Raw genomic sequence first — 13,988 nt, 5'->3', positions numbered from 1 at the left:
CCTTGGTGAGGTGGAGAAAGGTTCAGCCGGGTATGCCGGCGGCGAGCAGTTCCACGAAGCCGACGTCCTCGTTGGCGACGCCGAACACCTCGGCCCGCAGCAGGGTCCGCTCGGCCCAGGCGCGGTGCGGCTTCACCTCGTTCATCTTGTTCGTGTAGGCCGACCGGAGTACACCCCCGCCGCCGCGTTCCGGCCGCAGGATGTCCTGCGCGTCGCTGAATTCCTCGTGGCTGACCACGGAGAGCGCGTGGACGGGCAGGACGTGGGAGGGGTGGATGCAGGTCTTGCCGAGCAGGCCGTTGGCCTGGTCGAGGGAGATCTCCCGGAGCAGTCCGTCCATGGCGTGCTCGATGAGCTTCTCGCGCAGCTCCACGGCCTGCACCTCCAGGAAGGGGCTCTGCCGGAGCTGTGGTTTGAACATGCGTTCGGGAGCGCGGAAGTACTCCCAGACCGGGCCGGTGACGGTGAAGCCGGTGCCGTCGGCGCGGGCGAACACGTTCACGACGTCGGCGATCACGGAGGCGACGATCTGGACGTCGTAGGCGGTCATGTCGGGGGCGCGGCGCAGGCCGTAGGAGGAGCAGAAGTCGGTGACGCCGAGGCGCAGGGCCAGCACCCGGTCGCGGTACTTGTCGACCGCGCGGGAGATGCCGTCCAGGGTGTCCGCGCGTGACTCCCGGTAGAGCAGCTCGGGGGACTCCAGGACGGGCATGGCGAAGAGTCGCCGGCCGCCGGCGTTCTCGGCCGCGGTCAGGGCCTCCAGGAAGGGGATGCCGCGCTGCTCGGTGAACTTGGGCAGCACGAACCCGGAGAGCAGGCGCACGGCCGGGCCGAGCCGGCGGACCAGGTCCGGGATCTGCTCGGGTGCGCGCACCCGGATGAACAGCAGGGGCGGCTCCAGGCCGGGGCGGGCGGCGAGGTCGGCGAACTGCCGGACGAGGTTCTCCTCCCCCGCCGCGACGTCCGCGTCGCCGATCGAGTCCTCCAGGCACAGCACCATCGAGACCACGCCGTGGCCGGCCTGCTTGACGATGTCGTCGGCGAGCCGCGGCCGGGTGGCCGGACTGTAGAGCGTGGCGCCCAGGGCCGCGGAGAGCAGCCGGGCCGGGGAGTCGGCGGTGAACGCGCATGGCTCCCGGTGGAAGAGGCGTTGTCGTACCTCGGGGACGATGTGCCCGAAATGACGCATAGGACTCCCTCAGGGTGCGAGCCGAGCCTCTGGGTTCGGTAAAGGGTGGCCGGTAATAGTACGTAGAGACCCATGTCGGGGGTTCCCACCGGGCATGAATTTCCGGTAACTCGCCCATGTCGGCGGCACAGCCCCCCGCATTGTCGTGACCAGGACCGAGAAGGCAGGATGACCGCATGACGCACGCGATGCTGAAGGGGTCGAACGTCCCGCTGGAGGCCACCACGGTGCGCGCCGTGCTGCGCTGGACGCCCGGGCAGGGGGTCCCGGACGTGGACGTGTCGGCGCTGCTGCTGGGCCCTGACGGCCGTGTGCGCTCCGACGAGGACTTCGTCTTCTACAACCAGCCCCGGCACCCCTCCGGGAAGGTGTGGCGGCTCGGCAAGAAGCGGGTCAGCGAGGGGCTGACCGACACGATCCAGACAGACCTCTCCGGTGTCGAGCCGGACGTCGGCCGGATCGTCGTGGTCGCCTCCGCGGACGGGATCGTCTTCGAGCAGGTGCCGGCGCTGTGCATTCTGCTGTACGACGCGGCGGTCGCCGACGCCGAGCCGCTGGCCCGGTTCGACATCAAGCCGGAGACCGGCGCGGAGACGGCGCTGATCTGCGGTGAGCTGTACCGGCGCGGAGAGGGCTGGAAGTTCCGGGCGCTGGGCGAGGGTTACTCGAACGGGCTGAAGGGGCTCGCCACGGACTTCGGTATCTCGGTGGACGAGTCGGAGGCGGCGGAGGACCGGGCGCCGGGCGAGCCGACGTCGCAGCCGCTGCCTCCGGAGCAGCCGACGTCGGCGGTGCCGGGGCAGCAGCCGGCGTACGGGTATCCGCAGCCGACGTCGTCGCTGTCGGCGTACGGGTATCCGCAGCAGGCCTACGGTTACCCCCAGCCGCAGCCGGTACCGGTGGGGGCGGATCCGAACTTCCGGCTGCCTCCGCAGGGGCCGCAGTTCATCGGGCGGTAGTCCCGCCGCAGCGCCCGGTGGGTGCGGGTGATACGGCGGGCGAGGGCGGTGTCGGGCTGCTCGCGCGGTTCCCCGCGTCCCGTACCGGGCGCTACCTGTCCGCCTTCGCCTTGTATCCCCGGCCCCACTGCAGGCCCCAGCCGTACAGGCGGTCCAGTTCGCCCTGGAAGCCGTAGACGAACTTCACCTCGCGGCGGACGATCAGCTCGTCCTTGACGTTCTCGATCATGACCACGGCGCAGGAGCGGGCTTGCGGGTGGCGTTCGTCCAGACCTATCTCGATGCGGGGGCCGTTGCTCGGGTAGAGGGTGACGATGGCGTGGGTACGGTCGAAGGCGGGGGTCTGGTCGTAGATGTAGACGAAGACCAGCATCCGCTTGAGGGCGTCCCGGTGGTCGAGGTTGACGTACATCGTCTCGCCCGACGCCGAGCCGAACCGGTCGTCGCCGCTGAGTTTTATGTACGGCGGTGCGTTGACGTCTCCCAGGTAGCCGCCGAGCGGCTGTACGACCCCCTTCGTGCCGTCGGTCAGCTCGTACAGGCAGCCGAGGTCGAGGTCGACGTTGACCATGCTCTGGCCGTGGCCGAGGACCTCGGGCGGCCTCAGGGCCTTGAAGGGATGGCGCAGGAGGCTGGTGCGCTGGGAACCGTCGAAGTCGGAGGTGCGCATCCGCCAGGCGAGGTTGACCCGCAGGTGGCCGCTGGCCGCGTCCTGCCTGGTGAGGGACACCGTCTGGTGCCGTCTGGTCAGTTCGATGGCGTTGGTCGACGCGTTGCCGGAGTCGAAGTCGGCGGCGCGCCCGCCGAGCAGACCGTCGAAGAAACCCATTCCCGCCCCCAGGTACCTGTCGTGACGCCGGCGGGGCGGCCGACCGTGTCGGCCGCCCCGCTCAGAGCGTTCCTCATCCTCCGGGGTGTCACACCCCGGAGGAGACCTCCGCCTTCTCGCCGGTGCCCTCGCCCGCCGCGGCCAGTGCGCGGTTGCGGCGGACCGAGGAGAAGAAGGACCAGGCGATCAGGACGACACCGACGAGACCGGTGACGACCTCGTTGATCTCGTGCTGGATGGTGACCATGAGGATCACGGCGAGGGCGCCGATGGCGTAGTGGGCACCGTGCTCGAGGTAGACGTAGTCGTCCAGCGTGCCCTGGCGGACCAGGTACACGGTCAGCGACCGGACGTACATCGCGCCGATGCCCAGGCCGAGGGCCATCAGGACGATGTCGTTGGTGATGGCGAAGGCGCCGATCACGCCGTCGAAGGAGAAGGACGCGTCCAGGACCTCCAGGTAGAGGAACATGAAGAACGCGGCCTGACCGGCCAGGACGATCGCCGGCTTCTGCTTGCCGCCGCGGGCGGCTTCCTCCTCCGCCTCGTGCTCGCGCTCCTCCTCTTCCTCCAGCTTGTCCTCGAAGTAGCCGGAGAGGCCGCCGACGACCATGTAGGTGATCAGGCCGGCGATGCCGGCGATCAGGACCGTCTGGGCCTTGTCCACGTGGGCGCCGCCGTGCTGGTGGGCGTGGGTGGCGAAGGTGAAGGAGGTGATGAGCAGGACGATCAGGGCGATGCAGACCGACAGCATGTCGACCTTGCCGAGCTTGGCCAGGGGCCGCTCGATCCAGCGCAGCCACTGGATGTCCCGGTCCTCGAAGATGAAGTCGAGGAAGATCATCAGCAGGAACATGCCACCGAAGGCCGCGATCGCCGGGTGGGCGTCGGTGACCAGCTCCTGGTAGCGGTCCTTGTTGTTGAGCGCGAGGTCGACGGCCTCGATCGGGCCCATCTTCGCGCTGATCGCGACGATGACGACGGGGAAGACCAGCCGCATGCCGAAGACGGCGATGAGGACACCGACCGTGAGGAAGATCTTCTGCCAGAAGGCATTCATCTTCTTCAGGATTCCGGCGTTGACCACCGCGTTGTCGAAGGACAGCGAGATCTCCAGGACGGCCAGGATCGCCACGATGCCGAAGGCGGTCCACCCCCCGTAGAACACCGCCGCGACCAGACCGAGCGCGGTGACCGCGAACGACCAGCCGAAGGTTTTGAGAAGCACTGGCTACCCCATCGTTGTGTGGGGGCGCCCCCAGACGAAGTCTGGGGGAGGGTCTCCCCCGCGCCGTACTCGGCTTTACGAAACGTTGACTCCGAAGTCTAGAGCGATGCCCCGCAGCCCCGACGCGTACCCCTGTCCCACGGCCCGGAACTTCCATTCGCCCTGGTATCGGTACAGCTCACCGAAGATCATCGCCGTCTCGGTGGAGGCGTCCTCGCTGAGGTCGTAGCGAGCCAGTTCCTGGCCGTCGGCCTGGTTCACGACACGGATGAAGGCATTGGAGACCTGGCCGAAGGTCTGGCCGCGCTCGTCCGCCATATGGATGGAGACCGGGAAGATGATCTTCTCGCACTGCGGCGGGACCTGGGGCAGGTCCACCAGGATCGATTCGTCGTCGCCCTCGCCCTCACCGGTGAGGTTGTCACCGGTGTGCTCCACCGAGCCGTCGGGGCTCTTGAGCTGGTTGTAGAACACGAACCACTCGTCGCCCATCACCCGGTTCCCGGCATCGCACAGCAGCGCGCTGGCGTCCAGGTCGAAGGGGGCGCCGGTGGTGGAACGGGCGTCCCAGCCGAGCCCGATCATGACGTTCGTGAGGTTCGGTGCGGCCTTGGAGAGGGAGACGTTGCCTCCCTTGGCGAGCGTGACGCCCATGGTCCTGGTCCTCCCCTGGTGATGCTTCCCTGGTTGTCCTGCACGTCCGGCGCCGCCCCTAAACGGTGCGGCGCCGGACTCGAGGGCTGTTCGCGTCAGACGTTGACGCCGAAGTCCTGCGCGATGCCGCGCAGCCCCGAGGCGTAGCCCTGTCCGATGGCGCGGAACTTCCACTCCGCGCCGTTGCGGTACAGCTCGCCGAAGACCATGGCGGTCTCGGTGGAGGCGTCCTCGCTCAGGTCGTAACGGGCGATCTCCTGCCCGCCGGCCTGGTTCACGACGCGGATGAAGGCGTTGCGGACCTGGCCGAAGGACTGCTGGCGGTTCTCGGCGTCGTAGATCGAGACCGGGAACACGATCTTGTCGACGTCGGCCGGGACCCCGGCCAGGTTGACCTTGATCTGCTCGTCGTCGCCCTCACCCTCACCGGTGATGTTGTCGCCGGTGTGCTCGACCGAGCCGTCGGGGCTCTTGAGGTTGTTGAAGAAGACGAAGTGCTGGTCGCTGATGACCTTGCCGGCGTTGTTCAGCAGCAACGCGCTCGCGTCCAGGTCGAAGTCCGTGCCGGTCGTGGTGCGCACGTCCCACCCCAGGCCGACGATGACGGCGGTCAGGCCCGGGGCCTCCTTCGTCAGCGATACGTTGCCGCCCTTGCTGAGGCTGACTCCCACGGGTCCTCCATGTGGTGTTCAGGGGCCGGGGCCCCGTCGTGCTTCGGATATGGGATCAACGTGCCGATCCTAGTGACGGGTTCCCGCACCCCGCAGACCCTGACCCGATGAATCTCAGGTGTCGGCCCGCGGCCCGCTCACAGGGTGTCGAGCGCCTTCACGTAGTCGTCGAGGTCACGGGCGTCCGGCAGGCCGTTGACCACGGTCCACCGCACGACGCCCTCCTTGTCGATGATGAAGGTGCCCCGGACGGCGCAGCCCTTGTCCTCGTCGAAGACGCCGTACGCGCGCGAGACGTTGCCGTGCGGCCAGAAGTCGCTGAGCAGCGGGTACTCCAGGCCCTCCTGCTCGGCGAAGACGCGCAGGGTGTGGATGGAGTCGTTGGACACGGCGAGCAGCTGGGTGTCGCGGTCGGCGAACCTCGGCAGGTTGTCGCGCAGCTCGCACAGCTCGCCGGTGCACACGCCGGTGAAGGCGAAGGGGTAGAAGAGCAGGACCACGTTCTTGTCGCCGTGGAAGTCCGAGAGCCTCACGGTCCGGCCGTGGTTGTCCTTGAGCTCGAAGTCGGGCGCCTTGTCGCCGACCTGGATCGCCATCGTCGTGCATCCCTTCGGTGGGCTGTTCGGGTGAGCGCGCACAGCGCGACGCTCGGTTCCACCCTACGCAGCGATCACCGGAAGGCTCCGGACGGGCTGAGGTTCTCAGCCCGTCCGGTTTTCGAGGACGAGGCCGCGGGCCGGTCAGGTATCCGGGGGGCGCAGCCCCCGGCGACGGCCACCGCGGCTCGCGGTCACCTCTTGGGCTTGGCCGCCTTCGGCGTCGCCAGCCGGCTGCCGCTCCAGTCCTTGCCCACACTGACGCTCTTCGACGCCGTCAGGCCGGCCGTCGAGACGGCCTCCTGGATGTCGCTCGGCTCCACGTACCCCGAACGGCCGGTCTTCGGCGTCAGGAGCAGGATCGCGCCGCCCTCCTCGATGTACGTGGTGGCATCCACCAGCGCATCCGTCAGGTCGCCGTCGTCGTCACGGAACCACAACACAACGGCGTCGGCCACGTCGTCGTAGTCCTCGTCCATGAGGTCGCCCTCGATGGCTTCCTCGATGGCCTCACGGAGCTCCTGATCGACGTCGTCGTCGAAGCCGATCTCCTGGACCACCTGCCCGGGCTGGAACCCCAGCCTGGCGGCAGGGTTCGTCCGCTCCTCCGCGTGGTCCGCGGTCGCGCTCACGGGTTGCCTCCTGATCATGTTTTTCGGTGAATGTCTCAGCCACGCGCGTGCGCGAAGCATTGGCCGTAGTCCACACGGGCGGGGCGGATCGCGCAAGTACCCGGCCGTCGGGACCGCCGAAACGGTGACGATCCCGGCCGTGTCGCCGCAACTCCTGGCACCGTATCGCGCTTTCCCGCGGCTCACATCACACCGATGTGCCCGGTTTGCGTGGTTCGGAATCATCCAGTGTTACGTCGCTCGAACAACTTTGCCATGCCCGTCACACCCCGGGCGTATCGTTGCGTTTTGACCGGTGGGGCACCGGCGGGGACGAGAGTGGAGATGACGTACGCCTTCCCGAGGTACACGATGGGGAACGGTGTAGGCAGGTGCAAAAAAACTGGCCCTCTGACAGGTAAGGAACAGCGTGGCTTCCGGATCCGATCGCAATCCGATCATCATTGGCGGCCTTCCGAGTCAGGTTCCTGACTTCGATCCCGAAGAGACCCAGGAGTGGCTCGACTCCCTCGACGCCGCCGTCGACGAGCGCGGCCGGGAGCGGGCCCGCTATCTCATGCTGCGCCTGATCGAGCGGGCCCGCGAGAGGCGCGTGTCCGTACCCGAGATGCGCAGCACGGACTACGTCAACACGATCCCCACCAAGAGCGAGCCGTTCTTCCCGGGCAACGAGGAGATCGAGCGCAGGATCCTGAACGCGACCCGCTGGAACGCGGCCGTGATGGTCTCGCGCGCCCAGCGCCCGGGCATCGGCGTCGGCGGCCACATCGCCACCTTCGCCTCCTCCGCCTCGCTGTACGACGTCGGCTTCAACCACTTCTTCCGCGGCAAGGACGAGGGCGACGGCGGTGACCAGGTCTTCTTCCAGGGCCACGCCTCCCCTGGCATCTACGCGCGCGCGTACCTGCTCGACCGGCTCACCGAGGACCAGCTGGACGGCTTCCGCCAGGAGAAGTCGAAGTACCCGGACGGCCTGTCCAGCTACCCGCACCCGCGCTCGATGCCGGACTTCTGGGAGTTCCCGACGGTCTCCATGGGCCTCGGCCCGCTCGGGGCGATCTACCAGGCGCGGATGAACCGCTACATGGAGGCGCGCGGCATCGCCGACACCTCCGCGTCGCACGTCTGGGCGTTCCTCGGCGACGGCGAGATGGACGAACCCGAGTCGCTCGGCCAGCTGACCCTGGCCGCCCGCGAGGGCCTGGACAACCTGACCTTCGTGGTCAACTGCAACCTCCAGCGGCTGGACGGCCCGGTGCGCGGCAACGGCAAGATCATCCAGGAGCTGGAGTCGGTCTTCCGGGGCGCCGGCTGGAACGTGATCAAGCTGATCTGGGACCGCACCTGGGACCCGCTGCTCGCGCAGGACCGGGACGGCATCCTCGTCAACAAGATGAACACGACCCCGGACGGCCAGTTCCAGACCTACGCCACCGAGTCCGGCGCGTACATCCGTGAGCACTTCTTCGGCGACGACCACCGGCTGCGCGCGATGGTCGAGAACATGACCGACGACCAGATCCTGCACCTGGGCCGCGGCGGTCACGACCACCGCAAGATCTTCGCGGCGTTCAAGGCGGCCAAGGAGCACAAGGGCCAGCCGACGGTCATCCTGGCCAAGACGGTCAAGGGCTGGACCCTGGGCCCGAACTTCGAGGGCCGCAACGCCACGCACCAGATGAAGAAGCTGACGGTCGACGACCTCAAGCGCTTCCGGGACCGCCTGCACCTGCCGATCTCCGACAAGGAGCTGGAGTCCGGCCCGCCGCCGTACTACCACCCGGGCCGGGACACGGAGGAGATCCAGTACATGCACGACCGCCGCAAGGGCCTCGGCGGTTACGTTCCGACGCGTGTCGTCCGCTCCGAACCGCTCACCCTCCCGGACGACAAGGTGTACGCGACTGTGAAGAAGGGCACGGGCCAGCAGTCCATCGCGACCACGATGGCCTTTGTGCGCCTCCTCAAGGACCTCATGCGGGACAAGGAGATCGGCAAGCGGTTCGTGCTGATCGCGCCGGACGAGTACCGCACGTTCGGCATGGACTCCTTCTTCCCGAGCGCGAAGATCTACAACCCGCTCGGTCAGCAGTACGAGTCGGTGGACCGCGAGCTGCTGCTCGCCTACAAGGAGTCGCCGACCGGCCAGATGCTGCACGACGGCATCTCCGAGGCGGGTTGCACGGCCTCGCTGATCGCGGCGGGCTCGGCGTACGCCACGCACGGCGAGCCGCTGATCCCGGTGTACGTCTTCTACTCGATGTTCGGTTTCCAGCGCACGGGCGACCAGTTCTGGCAGATGGCCGATCAGCTGGCGCGCGGCTTCGTCCTGGGCGCGACCGCCGGCCGCACGACCCTGACCGGTGAGGGCCTGCAGCACGCGGACGGCCACTCGCAGCTGCTGGCGTCCACCAATCCGGCGTGCGTCGCGTACGACCCGGCGTACGCCTATGAGATCGCGCACATCGTCCAGGACGGCCTGCGCCGCATGTACGGCAGCTCGCCCGAGCACCCGCACGGCGAGGACGTCTTCTACTACCTCACCGTCTACAACGAGCCCATCCAGCACCCGGCCGAGCCGGCGAACGTGGACGTCGAGGGCATCGTCAAGGGTGTCCACAGGATCCGCGAGGGCACGGACGGCTCGGTCCCGGCGCAGATCATGGCGTCGGGTGTGGCGGTCCCGTGGGCGCTGGAGGCGCAGAGGATCCTCGGCGAGGAGTGGAACGTCAAGGCGGACGTGTGGTCCGCGACGTCCTGGAACGAGCTGCGCCGCGAGGCCGTGGAGTGCGAGAGGCACAACCTGCTCCATCCGGAGGAGGAGCAGCGGGTGCCGTTCGTGACGCGCAAGCTCGGCGGGGCCGAGGGACCGTTCGTGGCCGTGTCCGACTGGATGCGATCGGTTCCGGACCAGATCGCGCGGTGGGTCCCGGGGACGTACCAGTCGCTGGGCGCGGACGGCTTCGGCTTCGCGGACACCCGGGGGGCCGCGCGCCGCTTCTTCCACATCGACGCCCAGTCGATCGTGGTGGCGGTGCTGACCGAGCTGGCGCGCGAGGGCAAGGTGGACCGGTCCGTGCTGAAGCAGGCCATCGACCGCTACCAGCTGCTGGACGTCTCGGCGGCGGACCCGGGCACGGCGGGCGGCGACGCGTAACCGCTGCGCTCGGCCCGGGCCGAGAGGGCTGTGGGGATCCGCGGGCCGGTTCGAGCCGGTCGCGCGGTTCCCGCGCCCCTTCGGGGTGCTTGAGGGGCGGTGGGCTGATGGTCCGCCGCCCTTACGTTTTCTTTACGATTGCGTCCATGGAGCGACGGTCGGCGCAGGCGCGGTGGGAACGGCACACGGAGCGGCCACTGCTGGCGCTCGCGATAGCCTTCGCCGTCGCGTACACGGTGCCGATCGTGGACGCTTCCGCCGGGCACGGTCTGACGGCCGCGTGCACGGCGGTGGAGTGGGTGGTGTGGGGCGCGTTCGCCCTCGACTATCTGGTCCGGCTGGCGCTCGCCCCGCGGCGCGGACGGTTCGTCCGGCAGCACTGGCCGGACCTGTGCGCGGTCGTCCTTCCGGTCCTTCAGCCACTACGGCTGCTGCGGCTGGTCTCGACGCTGTTGCTGGTGGGCCGTCGGGCGCGGATGGCTCCGCAGATCCGGCTGACCACATATGTCGTCGGGGCCGTGATCGGGCTGCTGATGTTCGGCTCGCTGGCGGTGCTGTCCGTGGAGCGGGAGTCGCCGCGCGGGAACATCCGGACCCTGGGTGACGCGGTGTGGTGGTCGTTCACGACGATGACCACCGTGGGGTACGGGGATCACGCGCCCACCACCGGGCTCGGGCGGATGATCGCGGTCGGGCTGATGCTGTCGGGGATCGCGTTGCTGGGTGTCGTGACCGCGAACATCGCCGCGTGGTTCATCTCGCGCTTCGAGAAGGACGACGTCGAGGAGCGGCGGCAGACGGAGGCGATCGCCGCGCTGACCGAGGAGGTGCGGTTGCTGCGGGCGGAAGTGGCCCGGTTGGCGCAGCCCCCCGAAGGGGCGTGGGGAACCGGGCGATCGGCTCCCCACGCCTCGGCGGCCGGCGAGCGCTGCCCTCGTCACGACGGCGAGGCGCCGTCGACCGGAGCGGCCCGGCGGCGAGGCGCCGTGGGCTAGAGCAGCCCAGCGGCGAGGCACCGTGGGCTAGAGCAGCCCGTGGCCCCATGTCGCCGCGCCCGCCAGGGCGATGACGGCCAGCAGTGTGTCGATCGCGCCCAGGATCAGGGCCACCAGGGCCGGGACGTTGCGATCGCTGGACCACTTGCGGCCCATCGACTGCCAGCCGCAGAACATCGCGACGGGACCGAGGACGATGCCCAGCGCGAAGAATCCCGCGACCGCGCAGATGGCGCCGATGATCCCCAGCGTCGCGCGGTCCGGCCCGGTCCGTTGCCACGTCCGGCCACGCGACCGGGGGTACCCGCGCGTTCCGTGCCCGAAGCCAGCCATCATCAACTCCTTGAGTCCTGTGGACAGTTCGGCTTCGCGGTGCGGGTACCCCGGTTCCGCCGGGGCAGACCTGCGCGCGCTGCCCCCCTCCGGCAGCGCGCGCCACGGCCCGGTCGTCCTCCCATGTCCTGCGGAGGACTTGACCCACTGTGACCTGCGGCGCGTGCCGTGAGCCAGGGATCTTTAGCGGAGTCACCCTGATAGGGGAACTCCGCCGGGAAGAGGCAGGGAACGCGGGGTCAGATGTGGCCCACGCCCGCGCCCTCCGCCGCGTTCGCGCCCCGCTTGGTGAGCAGCGCGACCAGGACGGCGACCGCCGCCACACCCGCCGCCACCAGGGAGGCCAGGCTCATGCCGGAGATGAAGGTGTGGTGGGCCACCTCGGTGATCTTCGCGGCGACCGGTGCCGGGGTGCCCTTGGCGACGGGGGCGACGCCCTGCTGGACGGCCTCGGCCGCCTGGTGCAGCTGCTGCGGGGGCAGCTTCGGCAGTCCGGCGCCGGCCCAGTTGTCCGCGAAGGTGCTGTCGACCTTGGAGGCCATCACCGCGCCGAGGACGGCCGTGCCCAGGCTGCCGCCGATCTGCATCGCCGCCTGCTGCAGGCCGCCCGCCACGCCGGACAGCTCCATGGGGGCGTTGCCGACGATGACCTCGGTGGCGCCGACCATGACCGGCGCGAGGCCGAGACCGAGCAGGGCGAACCAGACGGACATCACACCGCTGCCGGTGTTCTCCTCCAGCGTGGACATGCCGTACATGGCGATCGCGGTGACGGCCATGCCGCCCGCCAGCGGGATCCGCGGCCCGAGCTTGGTGATCATGGCGCCGGCCAGCGGGGAGCCCACGATCATCATGCCGGTCAGCGGCAGCAGGTGCAGACCCGCGTCGATCGGGCTCATGCCGTGCACGTTCTGCAGGTAGAAGGTGACGAAGAACAGTCCGCCCATGAACGCGATGGCCATGAGGACCATCAGGACGACGCCCGCGGACAGCGGGACCGAGCGGAACAGCGCCAGCGGGATCAACGGCTCGCGCACCCGCGTCTCCCAGAAGGAGAAGAGGGCGAAGCCGACGACCGAGGCGAGGATGAACAGCCAGGGCCTGGCATCGCCCCAGCCCCAGGCCGGGGCCTTGATGAGCGCCCAGACCAGACAGAACATCGCGCCCGAGAGCAGGGCGATACCGAGGATGTCGAAGGACCGCGGGGCGTTCTCGGCACGGTGGTCGCGCAGGATCAGCGAGCCCATCAGGAGGGCGAGCGCGCCGACCGGCACGTTGACGAAGAACACCGACTGCCAGTTGACGTGTTCGACGAGGACTCCGCCGAGGATCGGGCCGCCCGCGGTGGACGCCCCGATCACCATGCCCCAGATGCCGATCGCCATGTTGAGCTTCTCGGCCGGGAAGGTGGCCCGCAGCAGGCCGAGCGCGGCCGGCATCAGCAGCGCGCCGAACAGGCCCTGGCACACGCGGAACGTGACGACCGCGGCGATGCTGTGGGACAGGCCGATGGCGCCGGAGGCGGCGGCGAAACCGGTCACGCCGATGAGGAAGGTCTGCCGGTGGCCGAAGCGGTCACCGAGCTTGCCGGCGGTGATCAGGGAGACCGCCAGGGCCAGGAAGTAGGCGTTGGTGATCCATTGCAGCTGGGCCCAGCTGGCATGCAGGTCCCTGCCGATCGCCGGGTTGGCGATCGCCACGATGGTGCCGTCGAGGGCCACCATCATGACCCCTACGGCGACGGTGAGGAGAGTGAGCCACGGATGGCCGCGCAACCCCGCGGCGGGGGCCGGCTCCGGCCGGGCTGCCGACGCTTCGTCCCCCGGCCCCGTGATGTCGATGGTGGTCCGACTAGTCATACCCCGAGAATACTGACAGCCACTGACAGTTGAGAGACTGGACCACAAGTCGTCGGCTGACACACCGCCAGCCCGTAGGCTGAGCTGGGAGAACACACACGGGAAGAGAGGGCCATGGAGACGCTGCGCGAGCGCAAGAAGCGGCGTACCCGGGAAGCACTGCTACAGGCCGCTCTCGAGCTGTTCACCACGCAGGGGTACATGCGGACCACCGTCGACGAGATCGCCGAGGCCGTCGACGTCTCGCAGCGCACCTTCTTCCGCTACTTCGCGGGCAAGGAGGACGTGGCCTTCGCGGTCCAGGAGATGACGGAGGCGGCGTTCGTGGCGGCGGTGCGCGCGCGTCCGCCGCACGAGGCGCCGATGGAGGCCATGCGGCAGGCGTTCCTGGAGGGCTGGGACACGATCCGCGAGACCGTCGAGTCGGTCACCCCGGTCGAGCTGTATCTGCGCATGTACCGGACGATCGCGTCCACGCCCGCGCTGCTCGCCGCCCACCTGCGCCGGTCGGCGACCACGGAGGCGGCCCTCGCGCACGTGCTGGCCGAGCGGGAGGGCGTCGACGTGGACACCGATCCGCGACCCCGGCTGGCGGTGGCCGTGTTCGGCGGGGTGATAAGGGTCACCGAACGGCACTGGTGCACGAGCGAGGACCTCGGCCTGGAATCGATCCGCACGCTCACCGCGTCGTACCTCGATCAGGTGGGTTCGGCGCTCACGGGAAACTGGCGCACCCCCTGAGGACGTTGACAGAGCGTCCGGCGGATCGCGGGCGCGGCGCGCCGTGCAGGGTGGCGCCGCTCCCCCGGATCACCGGGCGCAGTGTCCACCGCCCACCGAAACGTGATCCCTGTCACTCGGTTACCCCGAGACCCGCTCGTTCTCC

The 13,988-nt window shown here is 69.1% G+C and carries 13 protein-coding genes; 4 read left to right on the top strand and 9 right to left on the bottom strand.

Features of this window, described 5'->3' with window-relative positions; translation table 11 throughout:
- Positions 1 to 22: 22 nt before the first annotated feature.
- Positions 23 to 1,189, bottom strand: coding sequence for an HpcH/HpaI aldolase/citrate lyase family protein (locus ACIGYR_RS10515; protein ID WP_399595808.1), 1,167 nt, complete (start codon positions 1,187 to 1,189; stop codon positions 23 to 25).
- Between the two features lie 176 nt (positions 1,190 to 1,365).
- Between ACIGYR_RS10515 and ACIGYR_RS10510 the strand changes: the two genes are divergently transcribed.
- Positions 1,366 to 2,148, top strand: coding sequence for a TerD family protein (locus ACIGYR_RS10510; protein WP_399595809.1), 783 nt, complete (start codon positions 1,366 to 1,368; stop codon positions 2,146 to 2,148).
- Between the two features lie 91 nt (positions 2,149 to 2,239).
- On the opposite strand, the gene ACIGYR_RS10505 is transcribed toward ACIGYR_RS10510, so the two are convergent.
- The 6 genes from ACIGYR_RS10505 to ACIGYR_RS10480 all read right to left on the bottom strand — a co-directional run bounded on the left by ACIGYR_RS10505 (position 2,240) and on the right by ACIGYR_RS10480 (position 6,758).
- Positions 2,240 to 2,977 carry a Tellurium resistance gene (locus ACIGYR_RS10505; protein ID WP_399595811.1) on the bottom strand — a complete coding sequence of 246 codons (738 nt, stop codon included), beginning with the start codon at positions 2,975 to 2,977 and terminating at the stop codon, positions 2,240 to 2,242.
- 88 nt (positions 2,978 to 3,065) lie between these two features.
- Positions 3,066 to 4,205 carry a DUF475 domain-containing protein gene (locus tag ACIGYR_RS10500; protein WP_391838649.1) on the bottom strand — a complete coding sequence of 380 codons (1,140 nt, stop codon included), beginning with the start codon at positions 4,203 to 4,205 and terminating at the stop codon, positions 3,066 to 3,068.
- Positions 4,206 to 4,280: 75 nt separating this feature from the next.
- Positions 4,281 to 4,859 (bottom strand): TerD family protein, encoded by a 579-nt coding sequence (locus ACIGYR_RS10495; RefSeq protein WP_391838647.1) that lies wholly within the window; start codon positions 4,857 to 4,859, stop codon positions 4,281 to 4,283.
- 95 nt (positions 4,860 to 4,954) lie between these two features.
- Entirely contained in the window at positions 4,955 to 5,530 is a 576-nt protein-coding gene (locus tag ACIGYR_RS10490; protein ID WP_391838645.1) for a TerD family protein, read from the bottom strand.
- 137 nt (positions 5,531 to 5,667) lie between these two features.
- Positions 5,668 to 6,126, bottom strand: coding sequence for a peroxiredoxin (locus ACIGYR_RS10485; protein WP_391838643.1), 459 nt, complete (start codon positions 6,124 to 6,126; stop codon positions 5,668 to 5,670).
- Between the two features lie 194 nt (positions 6,127 to 6,320).
- Entirely contained in the window at positions 6,321 to 6,758 is a 438-nt protein-coding gene (locus tag ACIGYR_RS10480) for a DUF3052 domain-containing protein (protein WP_391838641.1), read from the bottom strand.
- A gap of 409 nt (positions 6,759 to 7,167) precedes the next feature.
- Here ACIGYR_RS10480 and aceE point away from each other — a divergent pair, with 409 nt between their 5' ends.
- A complete protein-coding gene (gene aceE, locus ACIGYR_RS10475; protein ID WP_399595814.1) occupies positions 7,168 to 9,915 on the top strand; it encodes a pyruvate dehydrogenase (acetyl-transferring), homodimeric type in 2,748 nt (915 codons plus the stop codon).
- Positions 9,916 to 10,061: 146 nt separating this feature from the next.
- On the top strand, positions 10,062 to 10,910 hold the full coding sequence (locus tag ACIGYR_RS10470) for a potassium channel family protein (protein WP_399595816.1): 849 nt from the start codon (positions 10,062 to 10,064) through the stop codon (positions 10,908 to 10,910).
- Positions 10,911 to 10,937: 27 nt separating this feature from the next.
- Here the strand turns inward: ACIGYR_RS10470 and ACIGYR_RS10465 are convergent, their stop codons facing one another.
- Together ACIGYR_RS10465 and ACIGYR_RS10460 are read right to left on the bottom strand one after the other, a co-directional pair.
- Complete coding sequence (locus ACIGYR_RS10465) at positions 10,938 to 11,243, bottom strand: small hydrophobic protein (RefSeq protein ID WP_391838635.1); 306 nt, start codon at positions 11,241 to 11,243, stop codon at positions 10,938 to 10,940.
- A gap of 239 nt (positions 11,244 to 11,482) precedes the next feature.
- Entirely contained in the window at positions 11,483 to 13,102 is a 1,620-nt protein-coding gene (locus ACIGYR_RS10460; RefSeq protein ID WP_391838633.1) for an MFS transporter, read from the bottom strand.
- A 114-nt stretch (positions 13,103 to 13,216) separates the two neighbouring features.
- Between ACIGYR_RS10460 and ACIGYR_RS10455 the strand changes: the two genes are divergently transcribed.
- Positions 13,217 to 13,843, top strand: coding sequence for a TetR family transcriptional regulator (locus tag ACIGYR_RS10455; protein WP_399595819.1), 627 nt, complete (start codon positions 13,217 to 13,219; stop codon positions 13,841 to 13,843).
- The last annotated feature ends 145 nt before the right edge of the window (positions 13,844 to 13,988 follow it).

Source organism: Streptomyces sp. NPDC053076 (genome assembly GCF_044546845.1).
Lineage (GTDB): Bacteria > Actinomycetota > Actinomycetes > Streptomycetales > Streptomycetaceae > Streptomyces.
This window is presented reverse-complemented; position numbering and strand designations above follow the sequence as displayed.